A 20460-nucleotide genomic window follows, 5' to 3' on the forward strand; every position below is an offset into this window, starting at 1 on the left:
GGGTCGCTTTATGCCCAAAGAGGATAAAGACCTGATTCCGGAGTATGACGTGCAAGTCACCCCGGTATCGATGGCTGGCGCGCCCATAGCCACGCAGTCTGCCGGTCCCGCGGGAGTTCCGATGCAAGTGCCGGGCGGCGGCGGTTATGTTCTGACGTCCGGATCGAATGCGCCGATCATTGTGCAGTCGGCGCAACCCTCGCTGCTGGTGATTACGCTCGCCCCGAAAAAAGAAGGGAAGAAGGAGAAGAAATCCTCGAGCGTGTTCCAGAGGCTTTGAGAAACAACGGGGGGCGGGGCGATGGTGCAGTGGATTGTAACCGGGCTCGCGTTGGCGACGGTTGTGGCACTTGGTGGGGTCTACATAATGTTTTTCTGGTTTGGCGCGGGTTCGCGCAGGCTCAGCGCGCCCAAGCGCGACATGCGTATGACGTGGAAGGTCGTCAAGATCGGTGAGCCGGTGCTGGAAGGCATGGGGCTGGTCGGCAAGATCGAATACGGCGTGATCATTTCCACCGATGAAATGCTGGCGCAAACGCAAACGTTGTTGTTCTGCCCGTTGTTCGATGGCGTGGATAGAGTAGCCCAGAAAGCGCTCGCTATTTTGCCGTGGCACGTCGAAGTGGATATTCGTCCGGAGCCGGACAAGCACTTTGCCGAGGTCGATCTCACCCGCAAATATGTATCGACCAAGATCGTGTTGCCGGTCGGTTCCAACGAAATCGATATGGATGGGCTCGAGCGCGGCTACCTCGACGAGCACAGCCGTATTGCGGTGGCCAGGAAGCTGGCGCTGTGGATGCCCTCCTTCGCGAGGATTGCCCGCGCTTAAGCGGCTGGCTTCGGCCGTAACGCCCCTCTATACTCGTCCTGCGTCAGATGGCCGGATGGCCGCTTGGCTTCGTAACTGCGTGCGAACGCAAAGCGCGAGGTGCAAGAGGAAAGTCCGGGCTCCACGGAAACACGGTGACGGATAACATCCGCCGGGGGCAACCCCAGGGATAGCGCCACAGAAATCAAACCGCCGACGGCGTTCGCGCCGGGCAAGGGTGAAATGGTGCGGTAAGAGCGCACCGCGGTCCCGGCAACGGGAACGGCATGGCAAGCCCCACCGGGAGCAAGACCAAATAGGGACGGCACGTAATCCGTTTCCGGATAGCCGTCCGGGTAGGTCGCGCGAGGCGGCAGGCAACTGTCGTCCCAGAGGAATGGTCATCCCGTTACCAGAGCTTCGGCGACGGTGGCGGACAGAACCCGGCTTACAGGCCATCTGGCGCTTTTACTCTTCACCCTGATTTGCGAATGCAATTCAGGCGACTTCCGGGAGCCCGTAGCACCTCGCGAAAGTGGCTATTTCCGATTTGGCTTCTGGGACTTATGTCGCCGAAATCTGTTCGATCGATGGGGTTTGGCTTGAGTGCTGCCCTGCATAATTGCGATTTGTTCTTATGATCCATTTAGAATTGTCTTGGCGGCAACCTTCAGCGCTGATATTGTTTTGGCTCTACTTCAATCGATGGGGTGTTCTCGAGGGCCGTTCGCTGGGGCGTTCGGCCCTCTGGTTTTTTGGCGATTGAGGAAGCGGCCCGGTGGTGGCAGTGTCGGGTCTACCCTCATTCGCATCTTTGCTCTCCATGTCCTCTTCCCTTCCGGTTTTCTACGCGTCTCGTGACGGCCATACCCGCCGCATTGCCGAGCGCATTGCAGCGCGACTGACGGCAGCCGGGATCGCGGCCGAGCCCGTCGATGCCGCTGGCCCGCTTTCGCGGCAAGCGCTGGTGCCGCTCCCGTACATGATTCTCATCGCGGCGATCCGTTACGGACATCATTTGCGCGAGGCTGAGGCCTTGCTCGATGTCTACACGAAGCTCGATGCGAAGCCGCCGTTGGCGCTCGCTTCGGTGAATCTGACGGCGCGCAAGCCGGAGAAGTGCACGCCCGAAACCAATCCCTACCTGCGCAAATGGATCAAACGGCGCCGGCTATCGCCCGATCTCGCGATCGCGATCGCGGGACGCTTGGTTTATCCGCGTTACAGTCTGTTCGACCGGCTTGCGATCCAGTTCATCATGACGCTGACCGGCGGAGTGACCGATCCGACCGCTGAGGTCGAATATACCGACTGGAACGGCGTCGACGCGTTCGCCGACAAGATCGTCGAGCGCGTGCAGGCGCCGACCGAGGCCTAGTCGACCTTAGCGCATATGGAACACCGAGACGCCGACCTTGCCGTCGACGATTTCGGCTTTCTTCCAGGTCGAATTGTCGTTGAGCGACACCCAGCGGCGTTCCTCGGCGCGATAATGCCAGTCCTTGTCGCGCTGGAAGAAGACCTGCACGCTCTTGCCTTCGATGATGTTGAGGATCGACAGGTCGTGGCTGTTGCGCTCGTCGAAATCGGTCGAGGCGTTCTGACCCATCTCGGAATAGATCTCGTTGAGTTCCAAGAGGTCCGCATTCACGCCGTCGGCCAGCGGCCGCACGTTGAGGCCGATGCGCTCGGCTTCGCGAATGGTGATGGGATAGGAGTGCGATGGGAAACTCGCATTCAAGGTGTTGGAGATTTCCTCGGCGCGCTTCCTGTCCTTCAAATGATAGGACAGGATGTCGACGCAAAGCCGGGTCGACAGGGCGCTCGCCCGGTCCACGGCGCCGATCACCAGCGGATGGACGTGGCGATAGAGTTCGCCATACGGATTATCGCTTTCCTTGCCGGATTGTTCGCGCCACAGCCGGACCACGCGCGAAAGTTCGTCCTGGCTGACCTTGACGCGATCGTTGTCGCGGTCGATCGGCGACAGATCGTGAGTCAGGGAGGTATCGACCGCCGAAAGCTGCGCCAAGGGGCCCATTAGGATCTTGTCGGCGCCCAGCGCCAGCATGGTGGCGGCGCTTTCGCATTCGAGCGGCACCAGCACGGTCAGTTGATCGACGAACTGGCGCAGAAGATGAACCATGCGCAGGCTGGCCTCGCCGAAGCCGCCGGTCGATTTGATGAACAGCGACAGCCGCGGCACCGGGCCAATGCTCTTGAGGACGCCGTAAAGGCCGATCACGTCGTTGGAACAGATCGAGCCGTTGGACGAGTTCCAGTAGGTGATCAGCGGCTCGCCGAGACGGGATTCCAGCCGCTCAATGACGTTCTGTGTCTTTTCGAACAATACCGGCGGGCGCTTCAAAATGGGGGTCTGGTCGGTCATCTCGGCCTCTTGTCTGAAGCCGCGATGATCGGGCGGGCCCCGCCTGCTCACAAGTGCGCAGTGTCCCTTACGTTCTTACCAATAGTGGCGCATCAGTTCCTTCGCCCATTCCGGCTCGTGAACCTCGTCGCGGGGGAGAAAGTCCTTCATAACCGGTTTTATATCGAGCACCGGCGTGCCGTGGATGGCATCCAATCCGGCGACTTTCAGCGTCGTTCCGTGCACGGAGAGAATCCGGCAGAGCGTGGCTCCGATGCGGTTGGGGCGGTCCTTGGCGCGCTGAGCGAAGATGCCGACGCGCGGCCAGTCGGGATTACCGCGAGGACGCCGGGCGCCGGTTTCCGGCGCGGCTTCGGTCGCATGGAAATGAAACAGCACCTCGACGTGCGAGAAATCGGCAAGGCCCAAAAGAGCATCGGGACCGAATTGGTCGGGGTCCAGTTCTATGTGTGCGGGTATTGCCCCCCAGCCGTCGTCGTCCGGCGTGGTGCGGGTGGACCGGACATACCCGACCGGATTCATGAGGATTGGCATCGACACCTCCGAGGCGAAGTCTGTTTCTCCAGTCCTGTTAGGGATCTGTTAACCATTACGGGCTCACCGTTCCACCCGTATTAAGGGTTCGTTTACTTTTCTTAGTGGCCGCTTAACTCGTCTACGGTTTGTTCCAGGATTCGCTAAAGCTAGAGTCGCAATGTCTACCACTTGATTCCAAGGCTGTTCCAAGTCCCTCAATTTCCTAGGTTTTTCGTTGACTTCCCAGTCTGGCCCATGTAAACCCATACGATCCCATGGAGCGTACGGGGTCGGAAACCCGTAATGTCGGCAAGGTGCCGGTCGCCCCAGGGTCTATGGGGCGGAACCTTTGTCCAACCAGCGTTTCATTACGACGTTTGCTGGTACGCTCGACGCGAAGGGGCGGGTTTGCATTCCCGCACCTTGGCGGCAGGTTCTGACTGCCCAGGAAACTACCGGCGTCTATGTTTGCCCTTCGCTCGACGGCGACAGCCTGATTGGCTTCGGCGGCGAGCTGATGAGTGCCGAGCTCAAGCGGCTCGAGACGATGGATCCGGTCTATTCGGAGGATTACGAGACCTATGCGCACCTGGTCTCGTACAGCAGCCAATTGCCGATCGACGAGAACGGCCGGGTGCGCTTGCCCGATGAGCTGATCCAGGCGGCCGGCCTCAAGGACAAGGTCGTCTTCGTCGGCATGGGCATCAAATTCGAGATCTGGAATCCGGATACGTTTGCGCCCGTGAAGGCGCGGCGTCTTGCCAATGCGCGTGCCGAACGTGCGGCTCGCTCCGCCCAGGAGCTTGCGGCCCGTGCGGCGATGCAGGCGGCGGCGGCTCCTGCTGCTCCGGCAGCGCCGACAACCGAGGGCACGCCATGAGCCATGTCCCGGTTATGCTCGCCGAAGTGCTCGCCTCTCTGAACTTGCACGACGGCGGCCATTACGTTGACGGCACCTTCGGCGGCGGCGGCTATTCCCGCGCCATCCTCGAAGCCTGCGATTGCCGCGTTCTCGGCATCGACCGCGATCCGGAAGCTATTGCCCGCGGTCAGGCGTTGGTTGCCGCTTATCCCGGCCGCCTTACCCTGATGCATGGCGCCTTCTCCGACATGGACAGCCTGCTCGCCGAGAGCGGCGAGGCCGCCACCAACGGCGTGGTGCTCGATCTCGGCGTGTCGTCGTTTCAGTTCGATGAGCCGGACCGCGGCTTTTCGTTCCGCGCCGACGGCCCGCTCGATATGCGCATGGCGGCCGAAGGCATGAGCGCGGCCGATTTCCTCAACACCGCCGACGAGCGCGAGATTGCCGACGTTTTGGTGCGCTACGGCGAAGAGCGTCAGGCCCGCCGTATTGCCCGCGCCATCGTCAAGGCGCGGCCGTTGTCCCGCACGCTGGAATTGGCGGATCTCGTCGCCGACGTGCTGGGTCCGGCGGCACAGCGTCTGCCGATCCATCCGGCGACGCGCACGTTCCAGGCCCTTCGTATCCATGTGAACGACGAACTCGGCGAACTCTCGCGCGCTCTCGAAGCCGCGACCGAAATCCTGGCGCCGCAAGGGCGTCTGGCCGTGGTGTCGTTCCACAGTCTCGAAGACCGCATCGTCAAGCGGTTCCTCACCGAGCGGGGCAAGGAGACACCGCAGCCTTCGCGTCATGCTCCGCAGACCGCCAAAACCAACAAGCCGCAGTACCGCCTCGTCTCTTCGAAGCCGCTCACACCCGGCGAGGCGGAGATTCATGCCAATCCCCGTGCCCGTTCCGCGAAGTTGCGTGCGGCCGAACGCCTGGCCGCTTAGGAGAGTGCCATGATCCGTGTCGTGAGTACGTTCTGCGTTGGACTGATGGGGTTTGCGTGCATCGCCAACTACCACGTCTCCGAGCAGACCCGCATCGCCCGTCAGGAGCTGACCCGCACCGACAAGCAGATTCAGGCGGAGAAGAAGGACATTCGCGTCCTCGAGCTCGAGTGGCAGCGGGTCGCCAATCCGGCGGTGATCCAGAAACTCGCCGAGGCTCAGCTCGGCATGCAGAATGCGCCGTCGGTGCAGCTCGCCTCGGTGCGCGATCTGCCGCGCCGCAGCGACGCGCTCAACAACGAAGAGGTGCGTTCCGCCAGCGCGGAAGCCGAGACCCAGCCGATGCCGGTCGTCAAGGCCGCAATGCGCAGCGGAATGTGATGAATCCATGGCGGCGCAGCCCACCGTCTATCAGCGGAGAATCCTGTTAGGGGCGGCGTTCGCGTTCGTCGCGTTCCTCGGGGTGGGGGCGCGTCTTGTTGATGTTACGGCGTTCAGCGACCGGCCGGCTGCGCGCAAGGCTCAATCCGTTTTCACCGCACGCGCCGATATTTTCGATCGCAACGGCGACTTGATCGCCCGCGATCAGCCGGCCGACGATCTTTATGCCCGTCCGCGCCTTTTGAAGGATAAGCGCGCCGCTGCCGTCGCGCTGTCTGCAGCGACCGGTGCCGATCTCAGCCGCGTGACAATGGTGCTGAACGACAAGTACCCGTCCGCCTTGATCGCTCGCCGCGTCGTTCCCGAGGTTCGCGCCAAAGTCGACAGGCTGAAGCTGCCCGGCCTCGAATACCTGTCGAATTCCAAGCGCGACTATCCTTTCGGTCGCGCCACGGCGCAGGTGGTCGGCGTCACTGACCTTGACGGCAAGGGTGTGTCGGGACTCGAACTCGGCCTCGAACCGCGTATCCGCAGCGGCAAAGGCCCGATCGTCACCTCCATCGATAACCGGGTGCAGTTCATTCTTCGCGATGCCGCCGCCGCCGCCATGGCCGAATTCCGCGCCCGTGCCGCCGGCGGTCTCGTCATGGACGTCAAGACGGGCGAGGTGCTGGCACTCGTATCGCTACCGGACTTCGATCCCAACGCACGCGATTTCGCCGAGGGCGATTCCGGCCGCAACATCATGGTGCAGGACGTCTACGAGCTGGGATCGGTGTTCAAGATTTTCGCCTTCGCCCTGGCGGTCGACGACCACAAGGTGCGGCTGGATGAATCCATTCCCATCGGCAATGGCTTCAAGCTCGGCAAGTACACCATACACGAAGCCGAGCACATGCCGGCCTATTTGTCGGCGCGCGATGTGTTGGCGCAGTCGTCCAACATCGGAACGGCCCAGATCGCGCTGCGTTCGGGTGCCATCCGTCAGCGGGAATTCCTCACCAATCTCGGGTTGTTGAAGCCGGTGCGCAGCGAACTGCCGGAGCGGGCGCGCCCGCTCTATCCCTCGAATTGGGGGATCGTCGAAACGGCGACGATCGGTTTCGGTCACGGTGTCTCCGTCAGCCCTCTCAGTTTCGCCGCAGCTGCCGCGTCCGTCGTCAACGGCGGGCGGAGGATTCAGCCAACCTTCCTCAAAAATCCGGTGGATTCACGGGGCGATCAGGTGGTGTCGCCGGAAACCAGTGCCACCATGCGCCAGCTTCTGCGCTACATCGTCACCGACGGCACCGGAAAAAAGGCCGACGTTCCAGGCTATGACGTCGGCGGCAAGACTGGATCGGCGGAAAAGCCGGGCCGTCATGGTTACCAGGCCCACAAACTGGTGACGTCGTTCTGTGCCACCTTCCCGGTCGAGGATCCGCGCTATCTCGTTTTTGTTGTGCTCGACGAGCCGCACGGAACCAAGGCGACCTATGGTTTTGCGCTCGCCGGTTACACCGCGGCGCCGATGGCCGGCCATGTGATTGCGCGCATTGCTCCCTTGCTCGGGGTTCCGATCAATCCGATAACGCTCGCCAAAGAGAACCATAATGGTAGCGGGTAAGAAGGTGTTGGCGGCAATGGATTTGGCGCGGGCGAAGACGTTCGCCGGGCTCGCCAGTGACAGCCGCGAGGTCAAGGCCGGTTTTATGTTCGCCGCCATTCCCGGTACCAAGGGGGATGGCGCAAGCTTTGTTGGGGATGCGGTGGCGCGCGGCGCCGTCGCGGTGCTCGGCAGACCTGAGATCGCCGGTGCGGTGAATGCGGCCGGTGTGGACTTCATTCCTGCCGAAAATCCACGCGCGGCTCTGGCCGCGTTTGCGGCGGCATTTTACGGCGCCCAGCCGGCAACGATCGCGGCCGTGACCGGCACCAACGGCAAGACCTCGATCACGGTGTTCCTGCGCGAGATTTGGACGGCGCTTGGCAAGCGTGCCGCCAGTATGGGCACCATCGGCGTCGTGACGCCGGAGCGCACCATCAAGCTCAACAACACCACGCCGGGACCAATCGAAGTTCAGAAGATTCTGGCGGAAGCCAAGGCGGATGGGATCGATCACCTGGCGCTCGAAGCCTCCAGCCACGGTCTCGACCAATATCGCCTCGACGGTGCCGATATCGCGGCGGTGGGTTTCACCAACCTGACGCCCGATCATCGCGATTATCACCCCACCATCGAGCATTATCTCAATGCCAAGCTGCGTCTGTTCCGTGACTTGGCGCGCGATGGCGCGGCGGCGGTGGTCAATGCCGATGTCGAACACTCCGAAGCCTTCATCGCGGCCGCGGCCGAACGCGGGCTGAAGCTGATCACTGTCGGTGTTCATGGCGGCGGACTGAAACTGGCCGGCCGCAAGCCGACACTCGATGGCCAGACGCTCGATATCGTTTACGCCGGCAAGAATTATGCGGTGGCGCTGCCGCTGGCGGGCGGGTTTCAGGCGTCTAATGCGCTGGTGGCGGCCGGTCTCGCTCTCGGCCTCGGCGAGCCGGCAGACGGCGTGTTCGCCGCATTGGAGCATCTGAAAGGTGCGCCGGGGCGGTTGGAAAAAGTAGCGGTCGCGGCATCCGGTGCGCCGGTGTTCGTCGACTATGCCCATACGCCCGATGCGCTGGAAAACGTGTTGGCAGCGCTGCGGCCTCACGCAGCGCGGAAGCTGGTAGCGGTCTTTGGCTGCGGCGGCGATCGCGATAAAGCCAAGCGACCGCAGATGGGCGCGATCGCGATGCGGCTCGCCGATCACGTCATCGTCACCGACGACAATCCGCGGACCGAAGATGCGGCCCAGATCCGCCAGGAAATTCTCGCCGGTTGCCCCGATGCGACCGAGATTGGCGATCGCGCCGATGCGATCCGCACGGCCATCGCCGAGCTTGGGGCGGGCGACATTCTGGTGATCGCGGGCAAGGGGCACGAGAGCGGGCAGATCGTCGGTGCGACGGTGCATCCGTTCAGCGACCGCGACGAAGCGGTTAAAGCGGCAGTGAAGCTTGGCGGGCGGGAGTGGAACCGATGAGCGCGTTGTGGACTTCGGACGAGATCGAACGCGCCACGCTCGGCAAGGCCTCGGCGCCGTTCGAAGTGAAAAACCTGGTGCTGGATTCGCGCAAGGCGACGGCCGGTTCGCTGTATCTCGCGGTCAAAGGCGAAAACAAGGACGGCCACGATTTCATTGCCTCCGCGTTCGAGAACAAGGCCGCCGCCGCGCTGGTGCACAAGCCCGTCGATGCTGCGGGGCCGGTTCTGACAGTGGCGCACACCCAGCGCGCGCTGGAAGATCTTGCCCGTGCTGCCCGCGCCCGTTCGATTGCCAAGGTGGTTGCCGTCACCGGTAGCGCTGGCAAGACGACGACCAAGGAAATGCTGAAGCTCGCGTTCGGCGCGCTCGGCAAGACCCATGTCTCGGGGGCATCCTTCAACAATCATTGGGGCGTGCCGTTCTCAGTCGCCTCGCTGCCGCGCGATGCCGCATTTGCGGTGTTCGAGATCGGCATGAACCATTTCGGCGAGATCCGCGGTCTGGTGCCGCTCGCCAAGCCGCACATCGCGGTCATCACCACCATTGCGCCGGCGCATCTCGAATTCTTCGGCAACTGTGATGCCATTGCCGATGCCAAATCGGAAATCTTCGAGGGCTTGCTGCTGGGCGGGCCGGCGCTGCTGCCGGTGGATAGTCCGTATTGCGAGCGCCTGCGGACTCGCGCCAAGCAACTCGGCGTGACCAACATTCTCACGTTCGGTTCCGCGGCCTGTGCCGACGGCCGCCTCACTCACTATGAAGAGACCGCGGAAGGCGTTCGCATCCGGGCCGAGATTCTGGGCAAGGCTGTCGATGCGGTGATCGGCGCTCCCGGCAAGCACATTGCCGCTAACGCTCTCGCGGCTTTGACCACGGTTGGCGTGGCTGGCGGCGACGTCGTGACGGCAGCCGCTGCGCTCAAGGATTTTGCAGCGCTCAAGGGGCGCGGCGAGCGCATCCACGCGCACGGCGTCGAGATCATCGACGAAAGCTACAACGCCAATCCGGCTTCGATGGCGGCGGCGCTGGCGCTGCTCGCCAAGGCACCGGGGCGCAAGATTGCCGTTCTCGGCGACATGCTGGAGATGGGGCCGGAGGGTCCGGCGCTGCACGCCGGTATCGCGTCGCATCTGGCGTCCGCCGATCTCGTTTTCCTGTGTGGGGCGCTGATGCGGTCGCTTTACGACGCGCTGCCCGCGGATCGCCGCCATGGTTACGCCGTCAATTCGAAGGAGCTAGCGCCGCTCGTGGCCGCCGCGGTGAAGGCCGGCGATACGGTGCTGGTGAAGGGCTCGAACGGCAGTCGCATGGGCGCCGTGATCGAGGCCATCAAGGCAAGGGCTGGGGGCTGAGCGATGTTCCATTTCCTTTTCTATCTTCCGCACGCCGACCAGCTCGCGTTCCTGCGCCTGTTCAAGTACTTGACGTTCCGCTCCGGCGGCGCGGTACTGACGGCGCTGTTCATCGCGTTCTGGATCGGTCCCGGCCTGATCCGCTGGCTGAAGGTGAAGCAGGGCAAGGGCCAGCCGATCCGCGAAGACGGTCCGCAGCGCCATATCGTCGAGAAGAAGGGTACGCCGACGATGGGCGGCCTTCTCATTCTCATCTCTGTGGTGTGTTCGACCCTGCTCTGGGCCGACCTGACCAACCCCTACGTCTGGACGGTACTGTTCGTAACGGTGGCTTACGGCGCGCTCGGTTTTGCCGACGATTACATGAAGATCACCAAGCGCTCGAGCGACGGCATCAGCGGCAAACTCCGGTTGCTGGTGGAATTCGGCGTCGGCTTCCTCGCCACATTCTTCATTATGCAGGCCGAGCCCGAGGGTCTCAGCGGCGTGTTTGCGGTGCCGTTTTTCAAGAACGTTGTGCTCTATCTCGGCCTCGGCTTCATTGTGGTCGGCGGCTTCTGGATCACCGGTTTCGCCAATGCGGTGAACTTCACCGACGGTCTCGATGGCCTCGCCATCATGCCGGTGATGATTGCAGCGGCAGCCTTTATCCTGATCGCCTATTGCGTCGGTAACGAGAAGTTCGCGAGCTACCTGCAGCTCGTTTACGTCCGCGATACCGGCGAACTCGCGGTATTCCTGGCGGCGCTGATCGGCGGCGGCCTCGGCTTCCTCTGGTACAACGCCCCGCCGGCTTCGGTTTTCATGGGCGATACCGGGTCTTTGCCGCTGGGCGGTGCGCTCGGTGCGGTCGCGGTGTCGGTCAAGCACGAGATCGTGCTGGCGGTGATCGGCGGCCTGTTCGTGCTCGAAACCGTGTCGGTGATCGTGCAGGTGATTTCGTTCAAGCTGACGGGCAAGCGGGTGTTCCGCATGGCCCCCATCCATCATCATTTCGAACAGCTCGGCTGGCGTGAGCCCACCATCGTGATCCGGTTTTGGATCATTGCTGTGGTGCTGGCGCTGATCGGCCTGTCGACGCTGAAGTTGAGGTGATGCGGTGATTGCGGTCGACACTTTTGCGGGCAGGACCGTTGCCGTCTTCGGACTGGCGCGATCGGGATTGGCGGCGGTGCACGCACTCCGCGCCGGCGGCAGTGAAGTTTTGGCTTGGGACGACAAGGAGTCGTTGCGCGATGCCGCGCGCGCGGCCGGCGCCAAAACGATTCCGTGGACCGAGTGGCCGTGGGACCGGCTCGCCGCCGTGATCCTGTCACCGGGCGTGCCGCTGACTCATCCCGTGCCGCACGACGTGGTAGTGCGCGCCCGCGAATGGGACGTGGAAGTGATCGGCGAAACCGAACTGTTCGCCCGTACCATCACCAAAACGCCCGTGATTGCGATTACCGGCACCAACGGCAAGTCGACCACCACGGCGCTGATAGGCCATATCCTGAAGGAAGCCGGTTTCGACGCCCAGGTCGGCGGCAATATCGGTCAGCCTGCGCTGGCGCTCGCCGCACCGGGCCCCCAAACGATCTATGTCCTCGAAATCTCGTCGTATCAGATCGACCTGTCGCCGGGATTGGAAGCCGACGTCTCGATCCTGTCGAACATCACGCCCGACCATATCGACCGTCATGGCAGCCTCGAGAATTACGCTGCGGTGAAGATGCGGCTTTTGAAGCAGACCAAGCGTGCCGGGCGCAACGTGGTCGGTGTCGACGACAGCCATTGCTCGGGCATCTTTACCCGGCTCACCTCCAACGGCGGCGCGCCCTGCGTGCCGGTTTCGGTCGGCAAGGTGCTGGGGCGCGGCGTTTTCGTGCTCGACGGTGTGCTGTACGATGCGCAAAGCGAGCGCTCGACCAAAGTGATGGACCTCAAGTCGGCGCCTCATCTGCCGGGGGCGCATAATTGGCAGAACGCCGCGCTTGCCTATGCGGCCGTAGCGCCGTTCGTCGGCAACGCCGATACGATTGCCAATGCCATCATTTCCTTCCCCGGCCTCGCACATCGCATCGAGGATGTGGGGCGGATCGGTAAGGTGCGGTTCGTCAACGACTCCAAGGCGACCAATGCCGACGCCGCTGAGCGGGCGCTGGTTTGCTTCGATGATATCTGGTGGATCGCGGGCGGCCGGCCCAAGGCGGGCGGCATCGTACCGCTCGCGCCGTATTTTTCGCGCATCCGCAAAGCCTACCTGATCGGCGAAGCGGCCGAGGCGTTTGCCGAAACCCTGCAGGGCAAGGCAGAGGTCGTAATGAGCGGCACGCTCGAAGCTGCCGTAGCCGCCGCGGCGGCCGATGCCGCTGCCTCTGATGTGGCCGAGCCGGTCGTGCTGTTGTCGCCGGCCTGCGCTTCGTTCGACCAGTTTTCCGATTTCGAGAAACGCGGCGATGTCTTCCGCGACCTCGTGGCCAAGCTGAAGCCGGAGACCGCATGAACCGCGCCAGTCGCAACTTCCTGTCCGATTGGTGGTGGACCGTCGACCGCGCATCCGCGATCACGGTGCTGCTCTTGATCGGCATCGGGTTGATGCTGGCGGTGGCCGCGAGCCCGGCGGCGAGCGGCGGGCCCATGACCGAAGGAAATTTCTATTTTGCGCTGAAGCAGGGCATTTTCGCTGCCATCGCTATTGCGATCCTGTTCGGTACGTCCCTGCTCAAGCCCGACGACGTCAGGCGGCTCGCGACCGTGGTTTACGCGCTGGCGGTGCTCGGTTCGATTTTGGTGCTGTTCGTCGGCACACGAACGTTGGGCGCCAAGCGCTGGCTCGATCTCGGCGTCTTTACTCTGCAGCCGTCGGAGTTTCTGAAGCCTGCGTTTGCGGTTCTGGCGGCCGCCATTTTGGCAAACACCCAGACGACGCGTCTGTCCAAGCCGGTGCAAGTGCTGCTGCTTCTGGCGCCCGCCGTCGGCGTCCTGATGTTGCAGCCCGACGTCGGCCAGACGTTCCTGTTGGTTCTGCTCTGCGTGGCGATGCTCTATTTTGCCGGCCTCTCCTACAAATGGATGGGAATCATGGGCGGCGGTGCGGCGGCTCTGGCCGGCATCGCGATCTGGAAATTCCAGCACGTGCAGCATCGCGTGCTGCAATTCTTCCATCCGACCGAGAAGGGGCTGCAGGTTGACCGTTCCTTGCAGGCATTCCAGCATGGCGGCGTGCTCGGCGTCGGTCCCGGCGCGGGCACCGTCAAATACCGGCTGCCGGACGTGCATTCGGACTTCATCTATGCCGTAGCGGGCGAGGAGTTCGGCCTGATCGTTTGCGGCGCCATCGTCATCCTGTTCTGCTTTTTGACGGTGCGCCTGATGCTCAAGGCCGCGAACGCGCGCGAAACCTTCCTCCAGCTCGCCGCAGCCGGTCTGGCGACTGTGCTGGCATTGCAGGCCTTCATCAACATGGCGGTGGCGATGAACATGATGCCCGCCAAGGGTATGACGCTGCCGTTCATCTCCGCCGGCGGCTCGTCGCTGTTCGCCGTGGCGCTGACGATGGGCTTCATCCTGGCGCTCGGACGCCAGCGTCCGCAGGTCGAATTGCGCGAAGGGTTCGGCAAAGGAGTGCGGCCATGACGGTTGTGCTGGCGGCCGGCGGAACCGGCGGGCATTTGTTTCCGGCAGAAGCGCTCGCGGGCGAGCTGATGGCGCGCGGGCACAAAGTCGTGGTGATGACCGACAAGCGCGGCACCGGTTATGGCGACGTGTTTCCCGGTGCCGAGATCGCCATCGTGCCCTCGGCGGCGTTTTCCGACCGCAGCATTATCGGCCTCATGACGGCGCCGTTTGAAATTCTGGCCGGCATTGCGGTGTCGTTCGCCAAGCTGAAGAAGCTGAAGCCGTCGGCCGTGGTGGGTTTCGGCGGCTATCCCAGCGTGCCGGTGATGCTGGCGGCGTGCCTCGGCGGCTTGCCGACGGCGATTCTGTCGCCCGATGCGTTGCTCGGCCGTGCCAACCGGCTATTGATGAATTACGTCAAGGCGATCGCCGCCAACTTCAAGCTGGTGCGCTTCCTGCCGCGGAATCCGGCTAAAATCGTCTACACCGGCAACCCGATGCGCCCGGACGTAATCGCGCTCCATGCCGCGCCTTACGAGGTGCCGGCGGGCTCGATCCGCCTCTTAGTGTTCGGCGGCAGCCAGGGCGCGCGGGTGTTTTCCGAGCGCGTGCCGGATGGCATCGATCGCCTGCCGGAGCCGTTGAAGGCCCGCCTGGAAATCGTGCAGCAATGCCGTCCTGAAGATCTCGACGGCGTTCGTCGCGTCTATGCGCGCATGCACGTCAAGGCTGAACTGGCGCCGTTCTTCAAAGATATGCCGCAGCGGATCGCCGATGCCCATCTTGTGATTGCGCGCGCCGGAGCGGGCACCGTGTCGGAACTGGCCTGCATCGGGCGACCCGCGATTCTGGTACCGCTGCCGCACGCTCTCGACGACAACCAGACGCCGAATGCCCAGGCGTTGGCGGACGTCGGCGGCGGTTGGCGCCTGCCGCAGAAGGATTTCACGCCGGAGAAGCTGGCGGCGATGCTGACCGAAGCCTTCGCCGATCCGCAGAGCCTCGCCAAGCGCGCGGCCGCTGCACTCACCCTGGCCAAGCCCGACGCCACGCGCGCGCTGGCCGATCTTGTCGAAAAATTGGAGGGGGCGCGATGACCGCACCCGTTGGGACCCGCGTTCCGCTCGATATCGGTGCCATTCATTTCATCGGCATCGGCGGCATCGGCATGAGCGGCATCGCCGAGATCATGCACAACCTCGGCTATCGCGTTCAGGGCTCGGACGCGGCCGACAATAATAATGTGAAGCGCCTTCGCGCCATGGGCATTCCGGTGCATGTCGGCCATTCGCCGGAGAACCTCGCCGAGGCGCATGTGGTCGTCTATTCCTCGGCGGTGAAGCCCGGCAATCCCGAATTCGACGCTGCGCGGCTGCAAGGTCTGCCGCTCGTCCGCCGTGCCGAGATGCTGGCCGAGATCATGCGGCTGAAATCGTGCATCGCGGTCGCCGGCACCAACGGCAAGACCACGACGACCACGATGGTTGCCGCACTGCTCGATGCCGCCGGGCTTGATCCGACGGTCGTCAACGGCGGCATCATCAACGCCTACGGCACCAACGCGCGCCTGGGGCAGGGCGAATGGGTCGTGGTCGAAGCCGACGAGAGCGACGGCACCTTCCTGCGTCTGCCCTCGACCATCGCGGTCGTTACCAACGTCGATCCCGATCACATCGATTTCTACAAGTCGTTCGACCATCTGCGCGACGCCTTCCAGCGCTTCATCGAGAATGTCCCGTTCTACGGCTTTGCCGTGCTCTGCATCGATCATCCTGAAGTGCAGGCCATGGTCGGACGCATTACCGACCGGCGCATTATTACGTACGGCATGAGTCCGCAGGCCGATGTGCGCGCAATCAATATCCGTTTTGCCGAAGGCGCCTCGTGCTACGACGTGGTGTTCACGGACCGCCGCGCCGGTACCGAGCGCCGCCTGGAAAATCTCAAGCTGCCGATGCCGGGCGAGCACAATGTGCAGAACTCGCTGGCCGCGATCGCGGTGGCGAGCCAGCTTGGCGCTTCCGACGAGACGCTCGCCAAGGCGTTGGCGTCGTTCCGCGGCGTCGGACGGCGCTTCACCCGCGTCGGCGAATGGAATGGCTGCGCCATTATCGACGATTACGCCCACAATCCGTTCAAGATCGCTGCGGCTTTGAAGGCGGCCCGTCAGGCCTATTCGGGGCCGGTCGTCGCCGTGGTTCAGCCGCACCGCTACACCCGTCTGCGCGATACCTTCGAGCAGTTCGCCAAGTGCCTCAACGATGCCGATGTTGCCATCGTGGCGCCGGTCTATCCGGCGGGCGAGCAGCCGATCGAAGGCATCAATCGCGATACTTATGCCGAAGCTCTTCGCGCCCACGGTCATCGTCATGTCCTCACGGTCGAGGGTGGTGACGATCTCGCCGCCGTAGCGGGGCCGCACATGAAGCCGGGCGGCGTCGTCATCTGCCTTGGTGCCGGATCGATTTCAGCCTGGGCGCACAAGCTGCAAGCCGCCCTGGAGGCCCGCGCATGAACGGCGCCTGCGAAAGCCTGCCGCCTGTCCGGGGCACCTATCAATTCGGCGCTGCGCTGAAGGACCTCGTCTGGTTTCGTGCCGGCGGCGCCGCGGAAGTGCTGTATCGTCCTGCCGATGCCGACGATCTTGCTGATTTTCTGACCAGGCGGCCGCCCCATACGCCGGTGACCGTAATCGGCGTCGGCTCCAATCTCTTGGTGCGCGACGGTGGCATTCCCGGTGTGGTGATCCGTTTGCCGGCAGCGTTCGGTAAGGTGGAGGTCGATGGCCTTCGCATCCGCGCCGGTGCGGCGGCGCTCGATTCCGCGGTGTCGCGGCGGGCCGCCGATGCCGGAATTGCCGGTCTCGAATTCCTGCGCGGCGTGCCGGGCACGATCGGCGGCGCGCTCAGGATGAACGCCGGCTGCTATGGTTCCGAGATCAAGGATGTGTTCGTCGAAGCGACCGCTCTTGATGCGAAGGGCGTCAAGCACATCCTCAAGCCCGCCGACATGGGATTCGAATACCGCAAGTCCAATGTGCCGGCCGATTTGATCTTCGTCGAAGCGGTGTTCGAAGGCTCGCGCGACGAGCCCGCTGCGGTGAAGGCGCGCACGGAAGAACTCCTCGCCCGCCGCGAGGAAAGCCAGCCGATCCGGTCTAAGACCGGCGGGTCGACGTTCAAGAATCCGCCGGGCGCCAAGGCCTGGAAGCTGATCGAAGAAGCAGGCTGCCGCGGACTGCGCCATGGCGAAGCGATGGTGTCCGACGTCCACTGCAATTTCCTCATCAATCTTGGTGAGGCGCATGCGGCCGATATCGAGGCGCTGGGCGAGGAAGTTCGTGCCCGCGTCAAGGAAAAATCCGGCATCGAGCTGGAATGGGAAATCAAAAGGGTGGGAACGCCCGGAGCGCAAAGATGACGAGAGTTGTTGTTCTGCTGGGTGGGCGTTCCTCCGAACGCGAAGTGAGCTTGGTATCGGGTCAGGGCTGCGCCGGCGCGCTGCGCGAGGAAGGTTTCGACGTGGTCGAACTCGACCCCAGTGTCGGCGATTTTCCGGCCGCGCTGCAGGCCGCCAAGCCCGATGTCGTGTTCAACGCGTTGCACGGCCGTTTCGGCGAGGACGGTACCGTCCAGGGCCTGCTCGAACTTCTGCGCATTCCCTATACCCATTCGGGCGTGCTGGCGTCCGCGCTCGCCATGCACAAGCAGCGTACCAAGGACATCTATGCCCGCGCCGGCGTGCCGATCGTCAATTCGATCGTGGTCGACCGCAAGGCGGCCGCCGCGGCACACCTGATGGAGCCGCCGTATGTCGTGAAGCCGGTCTGCGAAGGCTCGTCGGTCGGCGTGTTCATCGTGCGCAAGGGCGACAACCGTCCGCCGGAAGAACTCGCCAGCGCACAATGGGCGGACAGCGGTTTGTGGATGGTCGAAGAATTCGTGCCCGGCCGCGAACTGACCGTCGCCGTGATGGGTACTCAGGCGCTTGCCGTCACCGAAATCACCACCAGCCTCGAATTCTACGATTATCAGGCCAAATACGCCGCCGGCGGTTCGCGTCACATCCTGCCGGCACCGATTCCGGATCTCGCCGCGGCCGAAGCGATGAAGTTGGCCGAAATGGCGCATGCCGCGCTTGGCTGCCGTGGCGTGTCGCGCACCGATTTCCGTTACGACGACTCGAACGGCAAGCATCGCCTCGTCGCGCTCGAGACCAACACCCAGCCCGGCATGACGCCGACCTCGCTGGTGCCCGAACAAGCCGCTTTGAAAGGCATCAGCTATCGCGCACTGTGCCGATGGATCGTGGAGGACGCTTCGTGCGACCGGTGAGCAAGGAACGCCCGTCTGAACGCACGCGCGGCCGTTCGAGCCGCAGCCCGGCACGCGGCATCACCCGCGGACGCCAGGAAGCACCGCGCCGTGCCAAGCGTTCGGGCGGCTTCTGGCCGATGGTCGGTAGTTTCTTCGCATCGGTGTTCAGCCCGCGCCATCCGATGGTGCTGCTCACGATCGTCGTCGTGATGCTTGCCGTTGCGGCAGCGATCATTACCGGCGGAGCGATCCCGCGCACCATCCACAAGACCGATGTGGCCGCGACGACGCTGGTCGATCACGCCGGTTTCGGCGTCGCGCAGGTGCATCTGTCGGGCAATGCCCGCACCAAGCCGGACGAGATCATGGGCGGCCTCGGGATCAAGGCCGGCCAGTCGATCTTTGCGATCAATCTCAGGACGGCACGGGCGCGGCTTTTGACGCTGCCGTGGGTGGCCGATGCCGAAATTCACCGCCGCTATCCCGACGACATCAGCGTTCAGATCGTCGAACGGGTCCCTTATGCGCGCTGGCAGACCCCGAACGGCGTCGTGCTGGTCGAGCGCAAGGGGCGCGTCATCACCGGTGACGACACCAACGAGTTCGGCAAACTGCCGCTCCTGATCGGCGGCGGAGCCCCCGAACACGCCGACGGCTTCATCGAAGCGGTGGCGCATCACCGTGCCGTCGCCGCCCGCGTCAAGGCCTACCAGTATCAATCGGGCCGGCGCTGGAACCTGCTTCTCGACAACGGCGTCGTTGTCAAACTGCCGGAGACCGGCTGGGACGTCCAGATCCGGGAACTCGACCGTTACATCGTCGAAGACGGCATCCTTGAGACCAACATCCGCGAAATCGATTTACGGCCGACCTCTCCTTACTTCTTTGTCGTCAACCGCGACGGCACTCCGGCCAAGGAGAAGAAGCCCGAAACGGGGAGTGCGATCTGATGGGTGAAACGGTGCGCATGCGAGCCGGCGAGGGGATGCCGGCCTACCGCACGGGCCTAGTGGCGGTCCTCGATGTCGGATCGACCAAGACGGTGTGTCTGATCGCACGCTGCGAGCCGGGGCAGATCAAGGTGGTGGGTACCGCTTTGCGCGAGACCCGCGGCCTTCGGGGCGGCACGGTGATGGAGATGACCGCGGTCGAGGAGTCGATCCGCGATTGCGTCGCCGCGGCGGAGAACATTGCCGATGCGCGTATCCAGAATGTGCTGCTCTCGGTCAATTGCGGCAGTCCGGCCTCGATCACCGCGCGGGCGGTGATGGCGCTCGATGGCGCCGAAGTCACCGACGATATCCTGCGCCAGCTTCTGGCCGAGGGCCGTGCCCGCTGCCAGCTCGATGGCCATGTCGTGATCCAGTCGATGCCGACCTCCTACGTAGTCGACGAGTCGCTGGGCGTGCGCGATCCGTCCGGCATGGTCGGGCAGCGCATCGGCGTTTCGATGCATGCGGTGGCGGTGAAGCCGACTGCGCTCGCCAATCTCAGGCTGGCGGTCGAACGTTGTCACCTCAATGTCGCAGCTTCGCTGTTCGCCCCCTATGCGTCGGGCCTGTCGGTCCTCACCGACGACGAGAAACTGCTCGGCTGCACCATTCTCGACATGGGCGGCGGCTGCACCTCGATTGCCGTCTTCCTCGAAGGCCATCTCGTCCATGCCGACGTGGTGCCGATCGGCGGCCAGGCGGTGACCAACGATCTCGCCGTCATGCTGTCGTCGCCGGTGGCGGCGGCCGAACGGGCCAAGGTGCTCTACGGCGCGGCCCTGGGCGATCTCGAATCCGGCGCCGACGTCGTTTCGGTGCCGCAGATGGGCGAAGAGAACGAAGAGGGCGACTTGCGCGTTCCCCGTTCAATGCTGACGCGGATCATCCAGGCCCGTCTCGAAGAGACCTTCGGCGAGGTGCAGAAGCGTCTGCGTGACTCAGGCTACGATGTCGCTGCAGGGCGCCGGCTGGTCTTGACAGGCGGCGCGAGTCAGTTGGCGGGCGCGCGCGAACTCGCCGCCCGCGTCTTGAACAAGCAGGTCCGCGTCGGACGTCCGCGGCCGCAAAGCGGAATGCCCGCTTCTTCGGCAGGGCCTGACTACGCGACCGCCATCGGTTTGTTGATGGCGGGCGCAACGATGCCGCCGGAGGTGTTGAATCCGGAACTTGCACTGCAACGCGAAGAAAATGGAACGAAAGGATGGCTCTCACGGTTGACCGGAGGGCTCATCGGATGATTCAAC

The 20460-nt window shown here is 63.6% G+C and carries 20 protein-coding genes and 1 other RNA gene; 19 read left to right on the forward strand and 2 right to left on the reverse strand.

Annotated elements, in window-relative coordinates; all coding sequences use genetic code 11:
* Positions 1-10 precede the first annotated feature (10 nt).
* From FHS84_RS09180 to hemG, 4 genes are all read left to right on the forward strand, one after another.
* Positions 11-280, forward strand: coding sequence for a hypothetical protein (locus tag FHS84_RS09180; RefSeq protein ID WP_166933256.1), 270 nt, complete (start codon positions 11-13; stop codon positions 278-280).
* A 21-nt stretch (positions 281-301) separates the two neighbouring features.
* Positions 302-832, forward strand: coding sequence for a hypothetical protein (locus FHS84_RS09185; RefSeq protein ID WP_166933258.1), 531 nt, complete (start codon positions 302-304; stop codon positions 830-832).
* A gap of 43 nt (positions 833-875) precedes the next feature.
* An RNA gene (rnpB, locus tag FHS84_RS09190) (RNase P RNA component class A) lies at positions 876-1278 on the forward strand.
* Positions 1279-1634: 356 nt separating this feature from the next.
* The gene (hemG, locus tag FHS84_RS09195) at positions 1635-2189 is read left to right on the forward strand and encodes a menaquinone-dependent protoporphyrinogen IX dehydrogenase (protein ID WP_166933260.1); all 555 of its coding nucleotides are present in this window, start codon (positions 1635-1637) and stop codon (positions 2187-2189) included.
* Positions 2190-2195: 6 nt separating this feature from the next.
* Here hemG and FHS84_RS09200 read toward each other — a convergent pair whose 3' ends face one another.
* Both FHS84_RS09200 and FHS84_RS09205 read right to left on the reverse strand, forming a co-directional pair.
* Positions 2196-3200, reverse strand: a complete 1005-nt coding sequence (locus FHS84_RS09200; protein ID WP_166933264.1) for an SDH family Clp fold serine proteinase — start codon at positions 3198-3200, stop codon at positions 2196-2198.
* Positions 3201-3275: 75 nt separating this feature from the next.
* Positions 3276-3734 (reverse strand): SAM-dependent methyltransferase, encoded by a 459-nt coding sequence (locus tag FHS84_RS09205; RefSeq protein ID WP_166933268.1) that lies wholly within the window; start codon positions 3732-3734, stop codon positions 3276-3278.
* 331 nt (positions 3735-4065) lie between these two features.
* Here FHS84_RS09205 and FHS84_RS09210 point away from each other — a divergent pair, with 331 nt between their 5' ends.
* From FHS84_RS09210 to ftsA, 15 genes are read left to right on the forward strand one after another with little or no spacing between them, the layout of a single operon-like run.
* On the forward strand, positions 4066-4596 hold the full coding sequence (locus FHS84_RS09210; RefSeq protein WP_166933271.1) for a division/cell wall cluster transcriptional repressor MraZ: 531 nt from the start codon (positions 4066-4068) through the stop codon (positions 4594-4596).
* Positions 4593-5513 carry a 16S rRNA (cytosine(1402)-N(4))-methyltransferase RsmH gene (gene rsmH, locus FHS84_RS09215; protein ID WP_166933273.1) on the forward strand — a complete coding sequence of 307 codons (921 nt, stop codon included), beginning with the start codon at positions 4593-4595 and terminating at the stop codon, positions 5511-5513. The genes FHS84_RS09210 and rsmH overlap by 4 nt, the downstream gene beginning before the upstream one ends.
* A gap of 9 nt (positions 5514-5522) precedes the next feature.
* Positions 5523-5894, forward strand: a complete 372-nt coding sequence (gene ftsL, locus FHS84_RS09220; protein ID WP_166933275.1) for a cell division protein FtsL — start codon at positions 5523-5525, stop codon at positions 5892-5894.
* Between the two features lie 7 nt (positions 5895-5901).
* Positions 5902-7500: a peptidoglycan D,D-transpeptidase FtsI family protein gene (locus FHS84_RS09225; protein WP_166933277.1), complete on the forward strand. Its 1599-nt coding sequence runs from the start codon at positions 5902-5904 to the stop codon at positions 7498-7500.
* A complete protein-coding gene (locus FHS84_RS09230; RefSeq protein WP_166933281.1) occupies positions 7487-8953 on the forward strand; it encodes a UDP-N-acetylmuramoyl-L-alanyl-D-glutamate--2,6-diaminopimelate ligase in 1467 nt (488 codons plus the stop codon). Before FHS84_RS09225 ends, FHS84_RS09230 begins: the two co-directional genes overlap by 14 nt.
* Positions 8950-10308: a UDP-N-acetylmuramoyl-tripeptide--D-alanyl-D-alanine ligase gene (locus FHS84_RS09235; RefSeq protein WP_166933283.1), complete on the forward strand. Its 1359-nt coding sequence runs from the start codon at positions 8950-8952 to the stop codon at positions 10306-10308. Before FHS84_RS09230 ends, FHS84_RS09235 begins: the two co-directional genes overlap by 4 nt.
* 3 nt (positions 10309-10311) lie before the next feature.
* Complete coding sequence (gene mraY / locus FHS84_RS09240; protein ID WP_166933286.1) at positions 10312-11403, forward strand: phospho-N-acetylmuramoyl-pentapeptide-transferase; 1092 nt, start codon at positions 10312-10314, stop codon at positions 11401-11403.
* Between the two features lie 4 nt (positions 11404-11407).
* Positions 11408-12793, forward strand: coding sequence for a UDP-N-acetylmuramoyl-L-alanine--D-glutamate ligase (murD, locus tag FHS84_RS09245; RefSeq protein WP_166933288.1), 1386 nt, complete (start codon positions 11408-11410; stop codon positions 12791-12793).
* On the forward strand, positions 12790-13926 hold the full coding sequence (locus tag FHS84_RS09250) for an FtsW/RodA/SpoVE family cell cycle protein (RefSeq protein ID WP_166933291.1): 1137 nt from the start codon (positions 12790-12792) through the stop codon (positions 13924-13926). The genes murD and FHS84_RS09250 overlap by 4 nt, the downstream gene beginning before the upstream one ends.
* Positions 13923-15005 carry an undecaprenyldiphospho-muramoylpentapeptide beta-N-acetylglucosaminyltransferase gene (murG, locus tag FHS84_RS09255; RefSeq protein WP_166933293.1) on the forward strand — a complete coding sequence of 361 codons (1083 nt, stop codon included), beginning with the start codon at positions 13923-13925 and terminating at the stop codon, positions 15003-15005. Before FHS84_RS09250 ends, murG begins: the two co-directional genes overlap by 4 nt.
* Positions 15002-16423 (forward strand): UDP-N-acetylmuramate--L-alanine ligase, encoded by a 1422-nt coding sequence (murC, locus tag FHS84_RS09260; protein WP_166933296.1) that lies wholly within the window; start codon positions 15002-15004, stop codon positions 16421-16423. Before murG ends, murC begins: the two co-directional genes overlap by 4 nt.
* Positions 16420-17328 (forward strand): UDP-N-acetylmuramate dehydrogenase, encoded by a 909-nt coding sequence (murB, locus tag FHS84_RS09265; RefSeq protein WP_166933299.1) that lies wholly within the window; start codon positions 16420-16422, stop codon positions 17326-17328. The genes murC and murB overlap by 4 nt, the downstream gene beginning before the upstream one ends.
* The gene (locus FHS84_RS09270; protein WP_166933302.1) at positions 17325-18242 is read left to right on the forward strand and encodes a D-alanine--D-alanine ligase; all 918 of its coding nucleotides are present in this window, start codon (positions 17325-17327) and stop codon (positions 18240-18242) included. The genes murB and FHS84_RS09270 overlap by 4 nt, the downstream gene beginning before the upstream one ends.
* Positions 18230-19174 (forward strand): cell division protein FtsQ/DivIB, encoded by a 945-nt coding sequence (locus FHS84_RS21845; protein ID WP_166933304.1) that lies wholly within the window; start codon positions 18230-18232, stop codon positions 19172-19174. Before FHS84_RS09270 ends, FHS84_RS21845 begins: the two co-directional genes overlap by 13 nt.
* The gene (gene ftsA, locus FHS84_RS09280; protein ID WP_166933306.1) at positions 19174-20454 is read left to right on the forward strand and encodes a cell division protein FtsA; all 1281 of its coding nucleotides are present in this window, start codon (positions 19174-19176) and stop codon (positions 20452-20454) included. Before FHS84_RS21845 ends, ftsA begins: the two co-directional genes overlap by 1 nt.
* Positions 20455-20460: the final 6 nt, after the last annotated feature.

It is taken from the genome of Rhizomicrobium electricum (genome assembly GCF_011762045.1).
GTDB classification, from domain to species: domain Bacteria; phylum Pseudomonadota; class Alphaproteobacteria; order Micropepsales; family Micropepsaceae; genus Rhizomicrobium; species Rhizomicrobium electricum.